The 19368-nt window shown below is 68.9% G+C and carries 18 protein-coding genes; 9 read left to right on the top strand and 9 right to left on the bottom strand.

Annotation, left to right across the window (positions count from 1 at the left end):
- Positions 1 to 2 precede the first annotated feature (2 nt).
- The 3 genes from AC3A6R_RS19265 to AC3A6R_RS19255 all read right to left on the bottom strand — a co-directional run bounded on the left by AC3A6R_RS19265 (position 3) and on the right by AC3A6R_RS19255 (position 3494).
- Entirely contained in the window at positions 3 to 314 is a 312-nt protein-coding gene (locus tag AC3A6R_RS19265; RefSeq protein ID WP_487865270.1) for a polyhydroxyalkanoic acid system family protein, read from the bottom strand.
- Positions 307 to 1371, bottom strand: a complete 1065-nt coding sequence (locus tag AC3A6R_RS19260) for an aminopeptidase (protein WP_487865304.1) — start codon at positions 1369 to 1371, stop codon at positions 307 to 309. The genes AC3A6R_RS19265 and AC3A6R_RS19260 overlap by 8 nt, the downstream gene beginning before the upstream one ends.
- Positions 1372 to 1433: 62 nt before the next feature.
- Positions 1434 to 3494: a molybdopterin-containing oxidoreductase family protein gene (locus tag AC3A6R_RS19255; protein ID WP_487865269.1), complete on the bottom strand. Its 2061-nt coding sequence runs from the start codon at positions 3492 to 3494 to the stop codon at positions 1434 to 1436.
- 60 nt (positions 3495 to 3554) lie between these two features.
- On the opposite strand from AC3A6R_RS19255, the gene AC3A6R_RS19250 reads away from it, so the two are divergent.
- On the top strand, positions 3555 to 4679 hold the full coding sequence (locus tag AC3A6R_RS19250; RefSeq protein ID WP_487865268.1) for an ABC transporter substrate-binding protein: 1125 nt from the start codon (positions 3555 to 3557) through the stop codon (positions 4677 to 4679).
- Between the two features lie 10 nt (positions 4680 to 4689).
- Here AC3A6R_RS19250 and AC3A6R_RS19245 read toward each other — a convergent pair whose 3' ends face one another.
- The 3 genes from AC3A6R_RS19245 to AC3A6R_RS19235 are packed head-to-tail and all read right to left on the bottom strand — an operon-like array spanning position 4690 to position 8235.
- On the bottom strand, positions 4690 to 5784 hold the full coding sequence (locus tag AC3A6R_RS19245; protein ID WP_487865267.1) for a M14 family metallopeptidase: 1095 nt from the start codon (positions 5782 to 5784) through the stop codon (positions 4690 to 4692).
- Positions 5781 to 6989, bottom strand: coding sequence for a M20 aminoacylase family protein (locus AC3A6R_RS19240; protein WP_487865266.1), 1209 nt, complete (start codon positions 6987 to 6989; stop codon positions 5781 to 5783). The genes AC3A6R_RS19245 and AC3A6R_RS19240 overlap by 4 nt, the downstream gene beginning before the upstream one ends.
- 55 nt (positions 6990 to 7044) lie before the next feature.
- Positions 7045 to 8235, bottom strand: a complete 1191-nt coding sequence (locus AC3A6R_RS19235; protein WP_487865265.1) for a glycerophosphodiester phosphodiesterase — start codon at positions 8233 to 8235, stop codon at positions 7045 to 7047.
- 110 nt (positions 8236 to 8345) lie between these two features.
- On the opposite strand from AC3A6R_RS19235, the gene argE reads away from it, so the two are divergent.
- From argE to AC3A6R_RS19215, 4 genes are all read left to right on the top strand, one after another.
- On the top strand, positions 8346 to 9512 hold the full coding sequence (gene argE / locus AC3A6R_RS19230) for an acetylornithine deacetylase (RefSeq protein ID WP_487865264.1): 1167 nt from the start codon (positions 8346 to 8348) through the stop codon (positions 9510 to 9512).
- 31 nt (positions 9513 to 9543) lie between these two features.
- Entirely contained in the window at positions 9544 to 10767 is a 1224-nt protein-coding gene (locus AC3A6R_RS19225; protein WP_487865263.1) for a DUF445 domain-containing protein, read from the top strand.
- A gap of 124 nt (positions 10768 to 10891) precedes the next feature.
- The gene (locus AC3A6R_RS19220; protein WP_487865262.1) at positions 10892 to 12574 is read left to right on the top strand and encodes a Vgb family protein; all 1683 of its coding nucleotides are present in this window, start codon (positions 10892 to 10894) and stop codon (positions 12572 to 12574) included.
- 120 nt (positions 12575 to 12694) lie between these two features.
- Complete coding sequence (locus AC3A6R_RS19215) at positions 12695 to 13471, top strand: MHYT domain-containing protein (RefSeq protein ID WP_487865261.1); 777 nt, start codon at positions 12695 to 12697, stop codon at positions 13469 to 13471.
- A 21-nt stretch (positions 13472 to 13492) separates the two neighbouring features.
- Here the strand turns inward: AC3A6R_RS19215 and AC3A6R_RS19210 are convergent, their stop codons facing one another.
- Entirely contained in the window at positions 13493 to 14752 is a 1260-nt protein-coding gene (locus AC3A6R_RS19210; RefSeq protein ID WP_487865260.1) for a DEAD/DEAH box helicase, read from the bottom strand.
- A 57-nt stretch (positions 14753 to 14809) separates the two neighbouring features.
- On the opposite strand from AC3A6R_RS19210, the gene AC3A6R_RS19205 reads away from it, so the two are divergent.
- The 3 genes from AC3A6R_RS19205 to rbp all read left to right on the top strand — a co-directional run bounded on the left by AC3A6R_RS19205 (position 14810) and on the right by rbp (position 16043).
- Complete coding sequence (locus AC3A6R_RS19205; protein WP_487861192.1) at positions 14810 to 15190, top strand: translation initiation factor Sui1; 381 nt, start codon at positions 14810 to 14812, stop codon at positions 15188 to 15190.
- 27 nt (positions 15191 to 15217) lie between these two features.
- On the top strand, positions 15218 to 15451 hold the full coding sequence (locus AC3A6R_RS19200) for a DUF3820 family protein (RefSeq protein ID WP_487861191.1): 234 nt from the start codon (positions 15218 to 15220) through the stop codon (positions 15449 to 15451).
- A gap of 184 nt (positions 15452 to 15635) precedes the next feature.
- Positions 15636 to 16043 (top strand): RNA-binding regulator, encoded by a 408-nt coding sequence (rbp, locus tag AC3A6R_RS19195; RefSeq protein ID WP_487865259.1) that lies wholly within the window; start codon positions 15636 to 15638, stop codon positions 16041 to 16043.
- Between the two features lie 97 nt (positions 16044 to 16140).
- On the opposite strand, the gene AC3A6R_RS19190 is transcribed toward rbp, so the two are convergent.
- A complete protein-coding gene (locus tag AC3A6R_RS19190; protein WP_487865258.1) occupies positions 16141 to 16899 on the bottom strand; it encodes a TSUP family transporter in 759 nt (252 codons plus the stop codon).
- Between the two features lie 343 nt (positions 16900 to 17242).
- Here AC3A6R_RS19190 and AC3A6R_RS19185 point away from each other — a divergent pair, with 343 nt between their 5' ends.
- On the top strand, positions 17243 to 17503 hold the full coding sequence (locus AC3A6R_RS19185) for a hypothetical protein (RefSeq protein ID WP_487861188.1): 261 nt from the start codon (positions 17243 to 17245) through the stop codon (positions 17501 to 17503).
- Between the two features lie 7 nt (positions 17504 to 17510).
- Here AC3A6R_RS19185 and AC3A6R_RS19180 read toward each other — a convergent pair whose 3' ends face one another.
- A complete protein-coding gene (locus tag AC3A6R_RS19180; RefSeq protein ID WP_487865257.1) occupies positions 17511 to 19184 on the bottom strand; it encodes a thiamine pyrophosphate-binding protein in 1674 nt (557 codons plus the stop codon).
- Positions 19185 to 19368: the final 184 nt, after the last annotated feature.

Raw genomic sequence — 19368 nt, 5'->3', positions numbered from 1 at the left:
GTTCAGGCAAAGTGCGTGGCGCCGGGGCTGCCCAGCAGCGCGTCGAGCTTGCCCGCGATCTTCTGCTCGATCTGCTGGCTGAAGCTGCTGAACAGGAAGCCCAGCGTGGCCTCCAGCCGCAGGCTGTCGGCCGTGACCTCGACCTTGCCGTCGATGCCGGCGCGGCTGAACGCCGCGACGTCGCAGGTCTCGCCCTCGGTGTAGCTGCAGGCCAGGCCGTACTCCTGCTCGACCTGCCGGATCCACCGGCGCGCGACCCTGCGAGCGCCCGCGATGCCGAGCGCGTGCTTTCTTTCGATTTCAATGTCAGGCACCGTGCTGATCTCCGTGGTTGTGCTCTTCATGTCGTGTCTGTTGCACGCCGCTCGCGGCCTGCAGGGCCTGGCGGCGCTCGGCGTCGGTGGGCAGCGCGGCGATGCGGCGCACCTCCTGGTAGAAGCGCGGCCACTGCCGGCCCTGGCGCTCGAACAGCGCCTCGAAGGCCGGCACCAGGTCGTCGTAGGCGCCCTGCGCCGCAAAGGCCGCGTTGTTCGCGCGCGCCACCCAGCCGTCGTAGGCGCCCTGGCGCGGGCCCTGCCAGCCGGCGCGCAACTGCGCATAGCGTGCGCGGAAGTCGTCCATGGCCGCCTTCTTCATCGCGTCGACGGCCACCCAGTCGCCCGCCTTGGCTTCGGCCGAGGCGTACACCGCGTTGAGCGCGCGCCGCGTCGAGAGCGCCAGCGCGCGGAATTGCTGGCGCTGCGCGTCGAAGCGCGCGTATTCGGTACGCGCCGCCTCGCCGGCCTCGCGCGCGAGCCAGGCCGCGCCGCCGATGCGCTCGACGGCCGTGGCATACGACTCGTTGAAGACGGTGTCGCCCGGCACGTAGAGCACCTGGTGCGCAAGCTCGTGGAACACGATGCGCGCCAGCTCGCCCTCGGGATAGCCGATGAAGGTGGACAGCAGCGGATCGCCGCCCGCCCAGTTCATCCAGCCGAGCGTGGAATAGGCCGGCACCGGGTACACGGCGGCCTCGAGGCCCTTCGCGCGCTGCGCCTCGGCTTCGGCGCTTGCCGCGGCCTCGTCGTAGTAGCCGCGATAACCCACGCAGCCCGCCACCGGGAAGCACCAGGTCTCGAGCGTGAGCGAGTACGGCGGCGCGGCCACCACGTTCCACACCGCGGCCCGGCGTTGCAGGTCGGCGTACGAGGTGTAGCTCGGGTTGTCGGGCAGCGCCAGCTCGGTCACCGCGAAGCGGCGGATGCGCTGCGCGAGTGCGAGCTTGGCCTTGAGCGCCTCGGAAGCGGCCGGGTCCGCGAGCCATTCGGGCACCGGCCTGGCGGCCCGCATGATGCCGAGGTGGCCGCTCGCCGACTGCCAGTAGTAGCCCATGTCGGCGCAGCCCCCGAGCAGCAGCGTGCCGGCGAGCGCGACGGCGGCAGCAGCGACCGGCCTCACGCGCGCTCCACCTCCACGAGGCAGTCGTAGAAGGTCGGGCCGCGGCCGATGTCGGTCAGGCGCTGGCTCGTGAGCTGGTTGACGTTGGTGCCGTCGAGGCCGAACTTGCGCCACCAGATGCCCATGCCGTGCACCACCCCGGGCCGCGCCCGGCGCGAGACTTCGGCGCGGCAGCGGTGCTCGCCGCGCTGGTTGAACACGCGCACGATGGCGCCGTCCTCGATGCCGCGCGCGGCGGCATCGGCCGCATGGATCTCGAGCAGCGGCTCGCCCTCGATCGCGCGCAGGCTCCTGACGTTGACGAAGGTCGAGTTGAGGAAGTTGCGTGCGGGCGGCGAGATCATCGCGAGCGGGAACGCGGCCGAACTGCCCGCCGGTTCATGGTTGGGCACATGGTCGGGCAGCCCGTCGAGCCCTTGCGCTTCGAGGCGCGCACTGAAGAACTCGCAGCGGCCCGACGGCGTCGGGAAGCGGCCTTCGGCGAAAGGCGCCTCGGTCAGCGCGAGGCTCGCGAAGCCCTTCGCGTGCAATGCGTCCTGGTCGATCGCGCCGGGCGCGAAGGCCATGCGGCACAGCGCCTCGTCGTCGTCCGAGAAACAGGGCTCGTCGAAGCCCATGCGGCGCGCCAGCTCGCGGAACACCCAGGCGTTGCTGCGCGCCTCGCCGCGCGGCGCCACCGCGGGGCGGTTCAGCAGCACGTCGGTGTGGCCGTAGCTGCAGTGGATGTCCCAGTGTTCGAGCTGCGTGGTGGCGGGCAGCAGGTAGTCGGCGTAGTCGGCGGTGTCGGTGCGGAACTGCTCGAGTACCACGGTGAACAGGTCTTCGCGCGCGAAGCCCGCCACCACCTTGCCCGACTCGGGCGCCACAGCGACCGGGTTGCTGTTGTAGACCACGATGGCCTTGATGGGCTTCTCGCGGTCGGAGAGCGCATCGCCGATGGTGCTCATGTTGATGGTGCGCGGCCGGCGGCCCGCCAGCAGGTCGGGCCGCTGCAACGCTGCGCGGTCGGCCGGAAAGTGGCCCGAGCTGCTCAGCAGCAGCCCGCCCGCGCGATCGCGCCAGGCGCCCACGAGCGCGGGCAGGCACGCGATGGCGCGCGCCGCGTTGCCGCCGCCGTGCACGCGCTGCATGCCGTAGTTGAGGCGGATCGCGGCTGGCCTGGTGGTGCCGTAGTCGCGCGCCAGCGCGACGATCTGCGCTTCGGGCACGCCGCACACGGCCGCCGCGCGCGACGGCGGCCATTGCAGCGCGCGCTCGCGCAGTTGTTCCCAGCCGAGCGTGTGGCGAGCGATGTAGTCGTGGTCGAGCCAGTCGTGCACGATGAGTTCGTGCATCAGGGCCAGGGCCAGCGCGGCGTCGGTGCCGGGCAGCAGCGCGATGTGCTCGTCGCACTTGTCGGCGGTCTCGGTGCGGCGCGGATCGATGCACACCAGGCGTGCCCCGGCGCGCTTGGCGGCCTGGGCATGGCGCCAGAAATGCAGGTTGCTGGCAATGGAATTGCTGCCCCAGATCAGGATCAGCCTGGCCTCGGCAAAGAACTCGATCCGCATGCCGACCTTGGCGCCGAGCGTGTAGACCATTGCCTCGCCCCCCGCCATGGAGCAGATCGTGCGGTCGAGCAGCGAGGCACCGAGCTTGTGGAAAAAGCGCCGGTCCATCGATTCGCCCTGCACCAATCCCATCGTGCCTGCGTAACTGTAAGGCACAATTGTTTCTGGATCTGTCTGAAATGTGCGGAGTTGCGCGGCGATGGCGTCGAGTGCGCTGTCCCAGCTGACCGGTTCGAACTGGCCGCTGCCCTTGGGGCCGGTCCGTTTCATCGGCTGGACCAGACGTTCGGGATGGTCGTTGCGCTCGATGTAGCGCGACACCTTGGTGCAGAGAACGCCCGCCGTGTGCGAATGGGCCGGATTGCCCTGCAGCTTCACGGCCACGCCGTCCTGCACGGTGGTGACCAGGGCGCAGGTGTCCGGACAGTCGTGCGGACAGGCACCAAGCACCGTGGACGTGGCGGGGAGAACAGCAGCAGTGGGACCAGAGACCGGGGCATCGACCATCCGGCGAGTCTAAAGTTTTCCAGCTTGTGGCGCGGGGGCGCGCAGAAGAGGTTTTTCACCATGATGAATCGCAGACATTTTTCCGTGGCAGCCGGTGCGGCGGCGCTGGGCGTCACCCACTGGGCGCGGGCCCAGGGCGAAGCGCCGCTGGTGCTGGGCCAGTCGGCCGCCTTCACGGGGCCGGCCGCGCAGCTCGGCATCCAGTTCCACCAGGGCGCCAAGCTCTTCCTCGACCAGTACAACGCGCAGCCGGGACGGCGCAGCGTGGTGATCAAGAACCTCGACGACGGCTACGAGCCCGACCGCTGCGCGGCCAACACGCAGAAGCTGATCGAGGAAGACGTGTTCGCGCTCTTCGGCTACATCGGCACGCCCACGAGCATGGCGGCGCTGCCGCTGGCGGTGAAGGAGAAGGTGCCGTTCATCGCGCCGTTCACCGGCGCGATGTCGCTGCGCGAGCCCTTCCACCGCAACGTGTTCCACCTGCGCGCCTCATACAACGACGAGACCGCGCTGATCGTGAAGCAGCTCACGCACCTGGGCCTGAAGAAGATCGCGGTCTTCTACCAGAACGATGCCTACGGCAAGGCCGGGCTCGACGGCGTGACGCTGGCGCTGTCGCAGCAGCAGCTCCAGCCGGTGGCGCTCGCGACGGTGGAGCGCAACTCGGTGGACGTGGCGCAGGCGGTCAAGAGCATCACGGCCGCGCGCCCCGACGCGGTGGTGCAGGTGGGTGCGTACAAGGCCTGCGCCGCCTTCATCCGCGAGGCACGCAAGGCGGGCTACGGCGGCACCTTCTTCAATGTGTCGTTCGTCGGTACGCAAGCGCTGGCCGACGAACTCGGCAAGCAGGGCGCGGGCGTCATGGTGACGCAGGTGGTGCCGTCGCCCTACAACCCGGCCAACGCGATCACGCGCGAATTCAGCGAGGCGGTGAAGAAGGCCGGCGCGGGCGCGAGCGTCAATTTCTCGAGCCTGGAAGGCTACCTCGCGGCCAAGGTGCTGGTCGAAGGCCTGCGCCGCGCACCAGGCAAGCCCACGCGCGAGGGCCTGATTGCCGGGCTCGAAAGCATCGACCGCCAGCCCTTCGGCGGTTTCGAGGTCTCGTTCTCGCCGCGCAACCACGTGGGCTCGAAGTTCGTCGAGCTCTCGATGATCACGGGCGACGGGCGGATCAGGACCTGAGCCTCGCCCCTCAGGACGCCAGGCCGTCGACGGCCTGGAACATCGCCTGCCGTGCCTGGCTGATGACCTGCCCGCGCCAGGCGTCGGTGTCGGTATAGAAGGCCTCGCGCATGCGCGTGCGGATGCCGTCGGCCAGGTCGGCCGGCGCCTCCGGGTGCTTGTGCAGCCAGTGGTCGGCGCGCAACGCGCCCGTCACTTCGAGCATCGGCAGCGTGCCGTACTCGAGCGCGATGCCGGTGTATTCGGCCTGCGGGCATTCTTGGTACGCGGCATCCCACATCAGCCCGCGCAGCAGCGCCGAACTCGAAGAGCCGTCGTAGATCGAGGTGACCGGCGCCGCCGCCGTGCCCCACCAGGCATTGGCGCGCGCATAGGCGGCCTTGTCGTCGCGGCAGGCAAAGATGCGTTCGCCGATGCCGTTCGGCCCGAGCCCCGTGTGCAGGTCGATCCATGCGAGCCGGCGTGCCCCGCCGGCATGCCGTTGCAGCACCGTGCGCAGTGTCCTGTTGCTCCAGGTCGGCGCCCGGCCGCCGAAGAACAGGCCGTCGTCGAACTGGTACTGGCCGCTCGTGACCGCGGCCTGGTAGGCGGTGGCGCCATGCGCCTCGATCCACTGGCCGATCGCGGCCTGGTTCTCGGGCGTCGGCGGCCAGGTGTCGGGGACGAGCAGCGGATGCAGGCTGGCGTAGGCCTCGTTGACGGGCAGCGGCTGCGAGAAGTCGACGAAATTGCGGTTGAGGTCGACGTTTTCGTGCGTCACGCGGCGGCCGTGCGAAAAGCCGTGCGGGTTGAGCGCATGGATGTAGAGCACCGCCACGCCCTGCGCGCGCGCCTTCTCGCGCCATTCGGCATCGTGCAGCGCGAACACCTGCACGCCGCTGCCGCAATGGCCCTCGACGCCGTGGCAGGCACTGGTCACGATGAGCAGGCGCTCGGCGCCGGGTTCGCCGTCGAGCGCCACGTCCATCGACAGCGCCTCGCCGTCGCGGCCCTTCTCGGGGTGTGCATGCGGCTCGACCACGAGGCCCGCGCTCACGCAGGCCTGCAGGAACTTCTGGCGCGCCTGGGCGTAGCGCGGCGAGAACGCCTCGCCGATGCCGATCAAGACGCCGCTCCCCCGGGGTTCCGTGCCAGGAACTGCTCGGCGATCTGCACCCAGCAGGTGGCGCCGAGCGGGATCAGGTCGTCGTTGAAGTCGTAGCTCGCGTTGTGCAGCGTGCACGGCCCCTCGCCGTGGTGCACGTCGCGGTGCGAACCGTCGCCGTTGCCGATGAAGGCATAGGCGCCGGGCTTGGCCTGCAGCATGAAGGCGAAATCTTCCGAGGTCATCGCGGGCTCTTGCCGGAGCACGTTCTCGGCGCCGACGATGCCGCCCATGACGCGGCGCGCGAAATCGGCCTCGGCCTCGGTGTTGACCGTGGGCGGGTAGTACCGCTCGAAGCGGAATTCGCAGGTCGCGTCGTGCGCGGCGCAGATGTGGTCGCAGACCTGCTTCATGCGCGCCTCGATCATGTCGAGCACCTCGAGCGAGAAGGTGCGCACGGTGCCCGAGAGCTCGCAGTTGTCGGGGATCACGTTGTTGGCCTCGCCGGCATGGATCGTGGTCACCGAGATCACGGCCGAGTCGGTCGGCTTCATCTTGCGCGTGAGGATGGTCTGGAAGGCCTGCACGATCTCGCAGGCGATCGGCACCGGGTCGATGCCGGTCTGCGGCAGCGCCGCATGGCCGCCCTTGCCGATCACGTTGACGAAGAACTTGTTGCCCGAGGCCATGACCGGACCAGGGCTCACGGCGAACTGGCCCGCCTTCATGCCGGGCCAGTTGTGCATGCCGAACACCGCGTCCATCGGGAACTGGTCGAACAGCCCCTCCTTGATCATTTCGCGCGCGCCGCCGCCGCCCTCTTCCGCGGGCTGGAAGATCAGGTAGACGGTGCCGTCGAAGTTGCGTTGCTTCGCGAGGTGCTGCGCCGCGGCCAGCAGCATGGCCGTGTGGCCGTCGTGGCCGCAGGCGTGCATCTTGCCCTGGTGCTTGCTGGCATGCGCGAAGGTGTTGAGCTCGGTGACGGGCAGCGCGTCCATGTCGGCGCGCAGGCCCACGGCGCGGTTGCTGGTGCCGTTCTTGACGATGCCCACCACGCCGGTGGTGCCCAGGCCGCGGTGGATCGGAATGCCCCATTCGGTGAGCTTGCCTGCCACCACGTCGGCGGTGCGGACTTCTTCGAAGCAGAGTTCGGGATGGGCATGGAGGTCGCGCCGGACGGCGGCGATGCCGGCCGCCTGCGTGACGAGCGAGTCGATGAGTTTCATGGGCACAGTCTAGGCTTTGCGGCATCGCCCGCAAAGACCGTGCCCGGGCAAACCCTCAGCGGCCGAGGCTCTTGAGGAACTCGGCGCGCGCCGCGATGGCAGTGTCCGGAAAGTCGGTGAAGACGCCGTCCACGCCCAGCCGGTAGTAGGTGGCGTATTCCTTGGCGCCGTCCTTGTCGTAGTCGGCCGCGAGCCGGCGCGACTCGTTGCGGAAGGTGAAGGGGTGCACGAACAGGCCCGCCTTGTGCGCCTCGGCCACGAGCGGCGTGGGCGAGACCGAGGTGGCGTCTGCGTCGTCGACCTTGCCGTCGCGGTTCAGGTCCATCGGTTTGCCGTCGGGCCCGATGACGCCTTTCAAGCTCACGATGTAGCGCTTCCACGGGCCGATGCCGTCGGCATAGGTCTTGATTTCCGCGAGCCCCGCGGGCGTGACCATCACGTCGAAATTGCGCCGGTCGCCGGCCTTGGTCCATTCGTAGGGACGGTCGAAGGGCACCGCGTAGGTCATGGCACCGGTCGCCATGTCGATGCCGTCGCCGTCGATGAGCTGCACCAGCTTCGCCTGGAGGCCCCTGGCCCGCATGATCTTGAGGCTGCCGGGCTCGAACGACTGCACGAACACCGGCGCGGCCTTGCTGTTCCAGCCCGCGGCCGTGAGCGCGGCGACCACCTTGTCCTCCATCGCGAGCCCGAGGTCGCGGAAGTAGGTCGGGTTCTTGGTCTCGGGGTAGATCGCGATGGTGCGGCCGGTTTCCTTCGACTTTGCCTTGGCCAGGTCGATGATCTCCTGGAAGGTCGCGACCTTGAACTTGCCGTTGTACTGCTGCGGCCGCTCGGGATCGGTCGCGATGGCGCCGAGCATCCTGATCTCGGCCAGCGTGAAGTCGTTGCAGAACCAGCCGGTCTGGGTCTCGCCGTCGACCTTGATCGTCTTCTTGCGCGCAGCGAAGCGCGGGTGCTTCGCCACGTCGGTGCTGGTCGCGAGGTTCGGGTCGTGGCGCGCGATCAGCACGCCGTCCTTCGTGGAGACCAGGTCCATCTCGATCACGTCGGCGCCCTGTTCGATGGCGCGCACATAGGCTTCGAGCGTCTGCTCCGGCAGGTAGCCCGAGGCGCCGCGGTGGGCGATCACCAGCGGCGGCTGGCCATCGAGCGTTGCAAGGCGGCCCGGGGGCGCCGTGGCGGCGCAGCCGGCGAGGCCCAGCACGGCCGCTGCGGCCCAGACGATCGGCAGGGAAATGCGCATGGTGTGTCCTCCATCGAGACCGTGAAAATCGAAGAATGAGGCTACCCCGTCGTCATGAAAGCGCCGATACCCGGCAGCGCCCGGTGCCGACTTCCGGGAGAATGTGTTGCATGCAGCACACGCTTTCTCCCCAGAGCCTCCAGATGGCGCAAACCTTGGTTCGCATGAACACCATCAGCGCGAACAGCAACCTCCAGCTGATCGACCTTGCGCAGGCCCACCTCGCCGCACTCGGCGTCAAGAGCCGCATCACCTACAACGCCGAGCGCACCAAGGCCAACCTGTTCGCCACGCTGGGCGAAGGCAAGCCGGCGGGCGTGATCGTCTCGGGCCACACCGACACGGTGCCCTGGGACGGCCAGGCCTGGAGCGTCGACCCGCTTTCGGCCACGGTGCAGAACGAGCGCCTCTACGGCCGCGGCTCGGCCGACATGAAGAGCTTCATCGCCATCGCGCTGTCGAACGCGAAGCGCTTCCTCGAGAGCGATTCGCCGTTCGCGATGCACTTCGCCTTCACCTACGAGGAGGAGATCGGCTGCTTCGGCGTGAAGGAGCTCATCGCCGACATGCGCGATGCCGGCATCAAGCCGCTCGCCTGCATCGTCGGCGAGCCGACCAGCATGGTGCCGGCCATCGCGCACAAGGGCGTGTACCGCTACCGCTGCTGCGTGCGCGGCAAGGAGGCGCATTCCTCGCTCACGCCGAAGTCGGTCAACGCGATCGAGATGGCCGCGCGCGTGGTCGGCAAGGTGCGCGACATGGCCGAGGGCTTCGAGCGCAGCGAACCACGCTACGAAGGCTTCGACGTGCCTTTCAGCACCGCGAGCGTGGGCCAGTTCCATGGCGGCATCGCCGACAACGTGGTGCCGCGCGATGCCGAGTTCCGCTACGAATTCCGCGACCTGCCGACCGCCGACGCCAAGCGCATGCAGGAGGAAGTGATTGCTTATGCCGGCACGCTCGAGCCGGCGATGAAGAAGGTGGCACCCGATGCCGGCTTCAGCTTCGACACCATCTGCGAGATCCCGAGCTTCCTGGGCAGCGCGAACGATCCGGTCACCCTGCTCGCCCAGCGCCTGGCGGGCGAGGACCGCACCACGCTGGTGGCCTTCGGCACCGAGGCGGGCCTGTTCAAGAACGCCGGCATTCCCACAGTGGTGTGCGGCCCCGGCAGCATCGAGCAGGCGCACCAGCCCGACGAGTTCGTGAGCCTCGAACAGCTCGCGCGCTGCGAGCTGTTCATGGAGCGACTCGCCGCCACGCCGGCCATCGGCTGAAGGACGAAGAAGCCGTGGACGCGCGCGGCCCATGAAACGCATCGCCTTCGGCCTGCTGTGCGCCGCCGCCGCGCTCTATGCGCTGGCCAGTGTGATGCACGACGTGCACCCCGCCTGGGGCTACGTGGCCGCGTTCGCCGAAGCGGCCATGATCGGCGCGATCGCCGACTGGTTCGCGGTGGTGGCGCTGTTCCGGCATCCGCTCGGCCTGCCGATCCCGCACACCGCGATCATCCCGAGCAACAAGGACCGCATCGGCGCCAAGCTCGCGGGCTTCATCTGCGACAACTTCCTGAGCACCGCGCAAGTGCTCGCGAAGCTGCGCGAGTTCGATGCCGCAGCCCGCATCGCCGACTGGCTGGCGCGGCCCGCGAGCGGCGAGAAGCTGAGCGAATGGGGCGTCGCCGCCGCGCGCTACGGGCTCGGCGCCTTCGACGACGAACGCGTGCGCGCCTTCATGGGCCGCGCTGCGGCCGCAGGCCTCGGCAAGGTCGACCTGTCGCGCCTCATGGGCCAGGCGCTCGATGCGCTCACGGCGGGCGGTCGCCACCAGGCGCTGCTCGACGACGTGCTGCAGCAGCTCGCGGGCGTGCTCGAGGGCGAGGAGGTGCAAGCGCACATCACCGAAGCGATCGCGCGCGAGATCCGCACGCTGCGCTACGTGGGCCTCGACCAGGTCGCGGCCAGGATGGCCACGCGCAAGATCGTGGCCGCGGTGGCGAACACCATCGCAGAGCTCGCGGCCGAGCCCGGCCATCCGATGCGCAAGCGCTTCGACAGCTTCATGGACGACTTCGTGGTGCGCCTCAAGCTCGACCCCGAGTTCCGCGCGCGCGGCGAGCAGGTCCGGGCCGAACTCATGGCCCACCCCGCGCTCGGCGAGTACCTGCACGGGCTCTGGAGCGAACTGCTGGCCTGGCTGCACGACGACCTGGGGCGCGGCGATTCCTCCATCGGCCGGCGCATCGCCGTGATGGCCGGCACGCTGGGCCAGCGGCTGCAGGCCGATGCGGCGATCCGCGGGTGGATCAACGAGCAGCTCGAAGCCGCCGCGCCGGCCGCGATCGAACGCTACCGCGAAGACATCCGCCGCTACATCGAAGGGCGCGTCGCCGAGTGGAACGCCGCCGAGATGACCGTCGAGCTCGAGCGCCACATCGGCCGCGACCTGCAGTTCATCCGCATCAACGGCACGTTGGTGGGCGGGCTCGTGGGACTGGTGATCCACGCCGTGACGCAATTCCTGCGCGGCTGATCCTGCGCGGCGGATCCCCGGGTAACCGAGAGCGGATGAAAGTCCGCATGTCCCGCGCGGGACTGCCACACGCCCCCCGCCTGCTTCTAGACTCGTCCGCACACAGAAGAAGGAGAGAAGCAGCATGTTCTTCCGCCGCTTTGCAGCAGCCGCCGCCCTGACCGCCACGCTCGCCCTGCTGGGTGCCTGCAGCAGCGTCTTTCCGCCCTCGGCGCCGCAGCAACCGCCCACGCGGCCCGATGCCTGGGGGCCGCCCGAGGCCCTGGTGGCGCCCTCCGCGTTCGCAGGGGTGCACGGCCTGGCCATCGACACGAAAGGGCGCCTGCTCGCCGGCTCGGTGCTCGGCAACACGCTGTGGGAAGTCGACCGCCGCACCGGCGCCGCGCGCGTGCTCGTGCCGGCGCCCGAAGGCCAGGCCGACGACATCGCGGTGGGGCCGCGCGGCGAACTCGCATGGACCAACTACCTCATGGGCATGCTGCGCTACCGCGAGCACGACGACGCGCCGATGCGCGTGCTCGCCAAGGACCTGCCGGGCCTCAATTCGGTCGACTTCGACCGCCGCAGCAACAAGCTCTACGCCTCGCAGGTGTTCCTCGGCGACGCGCTGTGGGAGATCGACCGCGAGGGCAAGAAGCCGCCGCGGCTCATCAAGAAGGACATGGGCGGCTTCAACGGCTTCGAGGTCGGGCCCGACGGCATGCTCTACGGACCGTTGTGGTTCAAGGGCCAGGTGGTGAAGATCGACCCCGCCACCGGCAGCATGACCGTGATCACCGACGGCTTCAAGATTCCGGCCGCGGCCAACCTCGACGGGAAGGGCAATCTCTGGGTGGTCGATGCGCGCAGCGGCGAACTGGTGCGCGTGGACCTCGCCAGCGGCCGCAAGACGCTGACCCGGCAGCTGCGTCCGTCGCTCGACAACCTGGCCATCGCACCCGACGGCACGATCTACGTGTCGAACATGGCCAACAACGAGATCCAGGCCTTCGACCCGGCAACGGGCGCGCTGCGCACGCTCACCAGCGGCAAGCTCGCCGCGCCCGCGGGCCTCAAGGTCGAGGGTCGCACGCTGTGGGTGGCCGACGTGTTCGGCTTCCGCCAGGTCGACGTGCACACCGGCGAGGTGCGCGACGTGTTCCGCATGCAGCGCGACCCCGAGCTCGACTACCCGTTCTCGGTCGGGCTCTCGGGCCGGCTCTTTGCGCTCGCCTCGTGGTTCACCGGCACGGTGCAACTGGTCGACCGGCAGACACTGCGCACCGTCGAGACGCTGCACGGCCTGAAGGCGCCGTTCGACGCGATGCCCATGGCCGACGGCAGCGTGATCTATGCCGAGATCGCGACCGGCAGCATCACGCGCGCCAGCGGGCCGGGCTTCGCACAGAAGCAAGTGCTCGCCAGCGGCCTTGGCGGCCCGGTGCAGATGGTCCTTGGCCAAGACGGCGCGCTCTATGTGACCGAGGCGGCCGGCAAGCTCACGCGCATTCCGCTCGACGCGAGCGCGCCGCTGCGCGCGATCGCCGAAGGCCTTGCGCTGCCCGAAGGCCTGGCGCAAACGCCCTGGGGCAGCTTCATCGTGGCCGAAAGCGCGGCGCGCCGCCTGGTGGAGATCGACCCCGCCACCGGCAGCCGCCGCACCGTGGCGGAAGACCTGCCGATCGGCCTCGCACCCGGGCCGGGCCTGCCGGCGCCCTACGTGGTGACCGGCGTGGCGGTCGGCCCTGACGGGACGGTCTATGTGTCGGCCGACCGGAACAACGCGATCTACCGGATCCGCCCCAGAGGCAAAGACCAGAAAATGTGAAAAATGCAAAATTCTGTTTACTTATCCACACAAAGGTTACAAACTCCGCGACGAACGTCTGGTTACGCCTCCTGACAACGGTGTCGGGGGCGGGCGTTCTTCCATCCAGAAGGAGTCCCCATGCCACCCCTCGTCGTAGGCCAGATGCTGTCGCCCGAATACTCGCTGGGGCTGGTGGCGCTCTCGTTCCTGATCTCGTTCGCGGGATCGCTGGTGGCGCTGATCTGCGCGAAGCGCATGGTCGGCGCGGACGGCAACCCGAACCTGGCCGTCGTGGCCTGCGCGGCGGTGGCGCTCGGCGGCATCGGCATCTGGTCGATGCACTTCATCGGCATGCTGGCCTATCGGCTGCCGGTGGGCATCTCGTACAACGTGCCGCTGACCGCGGTGTCGCTGGTGGCGGCGATCCTGATCTCAGGCATCGCGCTGTACCTCGCGGGCGGTCGACGCAGGTTCAGCAAGCCCGGATGGCTGGCCGGCAGCCTGCTCGCGGGCGTAGGGGTCTGCGTGATGCACTACATGGGCATGTTCGCGATGAACATGCGCGCCTCGATGGACTTCGACCTCGGCATCGTGGCGCTGTCGGTGGCCATCGCCATTACCGCGGCCGGCGCCGCGCTGTGGCTGGCCTTCAACCTGCGGCGGCTGCTGCACCAGGTGGCGGCAGCCCTTGTGATGGCGCTGGCCGTCTGCACGATGCACTACGTGGGCATGAGCGCCGCGAGCATGATCTGCACCGCGGCCGCGCCGGTCGACGCGCTCGCCATCGGCGGCAGCTACATAGGCCTCACGGTGTTCGGCACCGCCGGCGCCGTGCTGATCTTCATCTACTGGGTCGTGACCGGCACCAGCATGGACGCGCCCGCCGCGCCGCGCCGCGTGCGCACCAGCAGCTGACGCAACGGCCCGCGCGCGGGGCTACTCGCCCTGCCCGGTCGCCTTGGCGGCCGCCGCGCGCAGCTTGTCCTTCTTGCTCGGCCGCTTGCCCTTGATGCCGCCGGTGCCCGACGCATCGACGAGCGGCACGGCCGCTTCGGTCGGCTCGAAGCCCTCGATGCGCTCGCGCGGCAGGCTCAGACCCTGGCGTTTCTCGATGAGCCGGAAATGCGCCTCGGTCGACGCACCCACGAAGCTGATCGCAAGCCCGCTTTCCCCGGCACGGCCGGTGCGGCCGATGCGGTGGATGTAGTCGGTGGGCGAACGCGGCAGGTCGTAGTTGATCACCACCGGCAACTGCGCAATGTCGAGGCCGCGTGCCGCGAGGTCGGTGGCGACCACCACGTCCCAGCGGCTCTGCTTGAATTGCGACAGGATGTCGCTGCGCGTGCCCTGCGCGATGTCGCCGTGGAATGGCACCGCGTAGATGCCGTTCTTGTAGAGCTTCTCGGCCACGATCTGCGCCGCATGCTGCGTGGCGACGAAGACCAGCACGCGGTCCCAATCGTCCTTGTGCCGTTCGAGCAGGTGGCGCAGCAGTTGGGTGCGGCGGTTCGCGTCGACCTCGATCACGCGCTGCACGATCGCCGGCTCGGTGCCCGGCTCGCCCTGCACGTCGACGATCGCGGGCTCGTGCAGCATGCCGTCGGCCAACGCCTGGATGGCCGGCGGGAAGGTGGCCGAGAACAGCAGGTTCTGGCGCTTCGCCGGCAGCAGCGCGAGGATGCGGCCGAGCTCCTCGGCAAAGCCCAGGTCGAACAGGCGGTCGGCCTCGTCGAGCACGAGCATCGACACCCCATCGAGCCGCAGCGCGTTGTGGTCGGCCAGGTCGAGCAGCCGGCCCGGCGTGGCGACCACGATGTCGGCGCCGCCGCGCAGGCTCATCATCTGCGGATTGATCGACACCCCGCCGAAGGCGACGACGATCTTCAGCCGCACGCTCAGGTGCTGCGCGAGGCTGCGCATGCTCTCGCCGACCTGCGCCGCGAGTTCGCGCGTGGGCACGAGCACCAGCGCGCGCACGCGGCGCGGCGTACCCACGGTCTCGCCCGCCAGACGCTGCAGCAGCGGCAGCGAAAATGCGGCGGTCTTGCCGGAACCGGTCTGCGCCGTGCCGCGCAGGTCGCGGCCCTGCAGAATCGCCGGGATGGCGGCCGCCTGGATCGCGGTCGGCGCGGCATAGCCGCTCTCCGTGGCTGCCTGCACGAGCGCGGGCACGAGGCCCAATGAATCGAATGGCATGTGAGCAGGCGGCAAGATGGAGAAACCCCGGAAATTGAAGACGAAGAGACGGACCGAATGGCAGCGATGAAGAACAACCCGGCGAGCGCGCTGGTGTATTCCACCGAATCGGGCGGCCGCATGTGCCCCGCGTGCGGCGCGCCGGTCGCGCAATGCCGCTGCAAGGAACTGATGAAGAAGGCGCAGACGCCCGCCACGGACGGCATTGTGCGGGTATCGCACGAGACCAAGGGCCGAAAGGGCAAGGGCGTGACGGTCGTCAAGGGTCTCGCGCTCGATGCGGCGGCGCTCGCAGCGCTCGGCAAACAACTCAAGGCGGCCTGCGGTTCGGGCGGCACCGTGAAGGACGGAATCATCGAAATCCAGGGCGACCACCGGGACCTGGTGATCGCGTCGCTCGCGAAGCAGGGCCACACCGTCAAGCGCGCAGGCGGCTGAAATCCGGCGCCGTCACCAAGAAGAAGCATGAAACCCGAAGACCTGCAGCGCCTCGTGACGCTCCCCATGCCGTTCGGCAAACACAAGGGCACCGTGATTGCCGATTTGCCCGGAAATTACCTGACCTGGTTCGCGCGCGAGGGTTTTCCCGCAGGCGAGATCGGGCGGCTGCTGCATTTGATGCATGAAATAGACCACAACGGGCTCAAAGGGCTGCTCGAACCGTTGCGAAATCGCCCGTCCGGACGTGATGATTGGTAATAAGTGGGGGATGCAGCGTGCTTTTTCCGAATCGCCGCTGATAATCGGGCCTACGTGTCTGCGAGCTTGTCTCCCGTGCACGTAATTCGGTGATCGGTCAGTTTCGCGCCACAGCGCAATTTTGTTTGTTGTGATTCTGGGACTCCATCGCTTTGTTTTGTTGGTTTGAATCAGGAGTCCCTCCATGGGCAAGAAACTTTACGTAGGCAACCTCGCCTACTCCGTGCGTGACAGCGACCTGGAACAGGCTTTCGGCGAGTACGGCTCGATCGTCAGCGCCAAGGTCATGATGGAACGCGACACCGGCCGTTCGAAGGGCTTCGGCTTTGTCGAAATGGGCTCGGACGCCGAGGCCCTGTCGGCCATTGAAGCCATGAACGGCCATTCGTTCCAGGGCCGCGCCCTGACGGTGAACGAAGCACGTCCGATGGAAGCACGCCCCCCCCGCACCGGTGGTGGCGGCGGCTACGGCGGCGGCGGTGGTGGTTACGGCGGTGGCGGTGGTGGCGGCGGCTACGGCGGCGGCGGCGGTGGCCGTAGCGGTGGTGGCGGCGGCTACGGCGGCGGCGGCGGTGGCCGCGGCGGCTACTAAGCCCTTGCACCTCCGAGAGTTCGCTCTCGAATGAAAAAAGCTCCTTCGGGAGCTTTTTTCGTTTCTGTCCGCCGTGTGCCCGGGCGAGGTCGGGCCGCTATTTCAGAAATGCGTCGTAGGCGGTCTTCAGGATCAACGCGCTCACGACGACGATGAATACGCCTCGCACGAAGCCGGCGCCGTGCTTGAGCGCCACGCGCGTGCCAAGCAGGCTGCCGGCGACGTTGGCCACCGCCATCACCAGGCCGTAGTGCCACCAGACATGGCCCTTGGCGGCGAGCAGGAGCAGCGCCGCGGCATTCGTGAGCGTGTTGATGATCTTGGCCGAGGCCGAGGCGTTGAGAAAGTCGTAGCCCATCCAGCGCACGAACAGGAACACGAGGAAGCTGCCTGCACCCGGGCCGAAGAAGCCGTCGTAGAGGCCGATCGAGAAGCCGATCGCGCAGGCCGCGAGCGTTTCGGCGCGCCCCGCGAAGCGCGGCACGTGGTGGCGGCCGAGGTCCTTGCGCGCCAGCGTGTAGAGCAGCACGCCGAGCAGCACAATGGGCAGCGCGCGGCGCAGGAAGTCGCCCGGGAACAGCGTCACGCCCCAGGCGCCGAGCATCGAGCCGACGAAGCCGAGCACCGCGGCGGGCCACAGCGCAGCCCAGCGCATCTGCACGCGCTGGCTGAACTGCGCCGCCGCGGCCGCGGTGCCCCAGATCGACGCGCTCTTGTTGGTGCCGAGCAGGGTGGCCGGCGGCGCGCCCGGAAAGACTGCGAACAGGGCCGGCACGAGGATCAGCCCGCCGCCGCCAACGATCGCATCGACAAAGCCCGCGAACAGCGAGGCGAGCGTGACCACCAGCATTTCCATGCCGGGATTGTCGCATCGCTTGCTACAAAAACAGGAGCTAAAACCAGCGCTGCGTGCAGAGCAGATGGCCTTGCACCGCCGGCTGCGGACATAAAAAAGGCGCCGACCAGCGGCGCCTTTCAAGTTCAGCAGGGCCTCTCGAGCGGAAGCCTTCAGATTCTTCTTTTGACCGGAATTTGTCTCCTCGGACCCTCGGCAGCACGAGCTTGGCCCGTTGCGAGTGGGCAGACTGTAGGCGGTGCACCGGCGCAGTGCATCGGGAATTACCCGCTTTCGGCCTGTGCGCCCTCTGGGGTCGGCCTCGATCTTGCTGAGGCATTGCGAGCACCCCGACGGAGACGCCATGCCATCCATGTCCGAAAGCGAACGCATTGCCCTGGCCGCGCGCCTGCACGTGGCGCTCAGGCGAAAGCACGGGCGTGTGACCGATACCGAATGGATGGCGACCAATGCGGAGTACGCGGCCGAGATCGTGCGCATGACGCGCGCCCACGCGATCGAGACCAACGACGAGGAACTCGGGCAGCTCGCGGGGCGGCTCGAGTTGGCGATGGAGCCGCTGGCGCGCGCCGCCCGCCTGGCGGCACGGCGACCCGGCGTTTAGTCGCCCTTCAGCGTGCGGCCAGCGCCGCCTCGCGAAGGCCCTGCAGCGTGCCCGTGGGCGTGATCGCCTCGGGGTCGAGCAGGCAATGCAAGATCGCAGGCTTGCCGCTCGCGCGCGCACGGGCCAGCGCGGGCGCGAATTCCGCCGTGTGCGTCACGCGTTCGCCGTGGCCGCCGAACACCTCGGCATAGCCGCGGAAGTCGGGGTTCCTGAGCTGTGTGGCACTGACGCGGCCGGGGTAGTGCTTTTCCTGGTGCATGCGGATGGTGCCGTACATCGCGTTGTCGAGCAGCACCACGAGGATCGGCAGCCCGTACTGCACGGCGGTGGCGAACTCCTGGCCGTGCATCATGAAGTCGCCGTCGCCCGCGAACACCACGACCTCGCGCTGCGGCCACAGGCGCTTGGCGCCGACGCCGGCCGGCAGGCCGTAGCCCATCGAACCGCTGGTCGGCGCCAGCTGGCTCGCGAAGGCGCGGAACGGCCAGAAGCGGTGCACCCAGGTGGCGAAGTTGCCCGCGCCGTTGCAGAAGATGGTGTCGGGCGGCAGCACTTCGCGCAGGTGCTGCATCACCTCGCCCATCTGCAGCGTGCCGGGAATTCGGATCGGCGCCGGATCGCTCCAGCGCAGGAACTCCTCACGCGCGGCTTTCGTGCGCGCCTGCCAGGCGGGCTCGGCGGCCGGACGCAGCGCGGCCACGGCTTCGGCAAAGGCCTGCGGCGTCGCATGGATGCCGAGCGCCGGCCGGTAGAGCTTGCCGAGTTCATCGGCATCGGCATGCACGTGCACCAGCGCCTGCGCGGGCTGCGGAATCGCGAGCAGTTCGTAGCCCTGCGACGGCACCTCGGACAGGCGCCCGCCGATGAGCAGCACCAGATCGGCATCGCGGATGCGCTCGAGCATGCGCGGGTTGGCGCCGAGCCCCAGGTCGCCCGCATAGTTCGGGTGATCGGCCGACAGCAGCATCTGGCGGCGGAACGAGCAGTAAACGGGCAGCGAGAACGCGGCCGCGAAATCCGCGAACTGCAGCGCCGCCTTCTCCGACCAGCGGCTGCCGCCGAGGATGACGACCGGACGCTCGGCCCGAGCGAGGCGCTGCTGCAGCTCGGCGAGCTGTGCCGCGCCGGGATGCGTTTCTGTCACGGCATACGGAAGCGCGTCGGCCACGCTCGCGGCCTGCGTCAGCATGTCTTCGGGCAGCGCGATCACCACCGGGCCGGGCCGGCCGGAGGTGGCCACGTGGAAGGCGCGCGAGACCAGCTCGGGCACGCGCGCGGGGTCGTCGATCTGCACCACCCACTTGGCCATGGTGCCAAAGACGGCCGCGTAGTCGAGCTCCTGGAAGGCCTCGCGGCCGAGCGCGTTGCGCGCCACCTGCCCGACGAACAGCAGCAGCGGCGTCGAGTCCTGGTGCGCGATGTGCACGCCGGCCGAGGCATTGGTGGCGCCCGGCCCGCGGGTGACGAAGCACACGCCGGGCCGGCCGGTCAGCTTGCCTTGCGCCTCGGCCATCATCGCAGCGCCGCCCTCCTGGCGGCACACGGTGACGTCGATTGCGCCGTCGTGCAGCGCATCGAGCACCGCGAGAAAACTTTCGCCGGGTACGCAGAAGAGCTGCCGGACGCCATGGATGAAGAGTTGGTCGACCAGGATCTGGCCGCCGGTTCGGGGGGAGTTCATGCGGGGCACTATCAGCCAATCGCGTGCGCTTGCCTAGCGACAAAAACGAAGGACCTGGTGCGTTGGCGGAAGGAACCCGGCGCCCGCTGTGCGCACGATGCGCTGGGCGCCTACGCGCCGCAGGCCCCTGTGCGCCGAAGATCCGGGCGCCGATCCACCGCACGCCGCACCCGGCGCACACCCG

It is taken from the genome of Variovorax sp. Soil_C_19 (assembly GCF_057657255.1).
Note: the sequence above shows the minus strand (reverse complement) of the source record. Positions and strands in the feature narration are given on the sequence as shown.

What these genes read in the sequence shown, in the direction of transcription:
- AC3A6R_RS19260 (WP_487865304.1), bottom strand. Translation starts at nt 1,371, where the DNA reads ATGGGCTACTACTGGCAGTCGGCGAGCGGCCACCTCGGCATCATGCGG.
- AC3A6R_RS19255 (WP_487865269.1), bottom strand. Translation starts at nt 3,494, where the DNA reads ATGGTCGATGCCCCGGTCTCTGGTCCCACTGCTGCTGTTCTCCCCGCC.
- AC3A6R_RS19250 (WP_487865268.1), top strand. Translation starts at nt 3,555, where the DNA reads ATGATGAATCGCAGACATTTTTCCGTGGCAGCCGGTGCGGCGGCGCTG.
- AC3A6R_RS19240 (WP_487865266.1), bottom strand. Translation starts at nt 6,989, where the DNA reads ATGAAACTCATCGACTCGCTCGTCACGCAGGCGGCCGGCATCGCCGCC.
- AC3A6R_RS19235 (WP_487865265.1), bottom strand. Translation starts at nt 8,235, where the DNA reads ATGCGCATTTCCCTGCCGATCGTCTGGGCCGCAGCGGCCGTGCTGGGC.
- argE (WP_487865264.1), top strand. Translation starts at nt 8,346, where the DNA reads ATGCAGCACACGCTTTCTCCCCAGAGCCTCCAGATGGCGCAAACCTTG.
- AC3A6R_RS19225 (WP_487865263.1), top strand. Translation starts at nt 9,544, where the DNA reads ATGAAACGCATCGCCTTCGGCCTGCTGTGCGCCGCCGCCGCGCTCTAT.
- AC3A6R_RS19220 (WP_487865262.1), top strand. Translation starts at nt 10,892, where the DNA reads ATGTTCTTCCGCCGCTTTGCAGCAGCCGCCGCCCTGACCGCCACGCTC.
- AC3A6R_RS19215 (WP_487865261.1), top strand. Translation starts at nt 12,695, where the DNA reads ATGCCACCCCTCGTCGTAGGCCAGATGCTGTCGCCCGAATACTCGCTG.
- AC3A6R_RS19210 (WP_487865260.1), bottom strand. Translation starts at nt 14,752, where the DNA reads ATGCCATTCGATTCATTGGGCCTCGTGCCCGCGCTCGTGCAGGCAGCC.
- AC3A6R_RS19205 (WP_487861192.1), top strand. Translation starts at nt 14,810, where the DNA reads ATGGCAGCGATGAAGAACAACCCGGCGAGCGCGCTGGTGTATTCCACC.
- AC3A6R_RS19200 (WP_487861191.1), top strand. Translation starts at nt 15,218, where the DNA reads ATGAAACCCGAAGACCTGCAGCGCCTCGTGACGCTCCCCATGCCGTTC.
- rbp (WP_487865259.1), top strand. Translation starts at nt 15,636, where the DNA reads ATGGGCAAGAAACTTTACGTAGGCAACCTCGCCTACTCCGTGCGTGAC.
- AC3A6R_RS19190 (WP_487865258.1), bottom strand. Translation starts at nt 16,899, where the DNA reads ATGGAAATGCTGGTGGTCACGCTCGCCTCGCTGTTCGCGGGCTTTGTC.
- AC3A6R_RS19185 (WP_487861188.1), top strand. Translation starts at nt 17,243, where the DNA reads ATGCCATCCATGTCCGAAAGCGAACGCATTGCCCTGGCCGCGCGCCTG.
- AC3A6R_RS19180 (WP_487865257.1), bottom strand. Translation starts at nt 19,184, where the DNA reads ATGAACTCCCCCCGAACCGGCGGCCAGATCCTGGTCGACCAACTCTTC.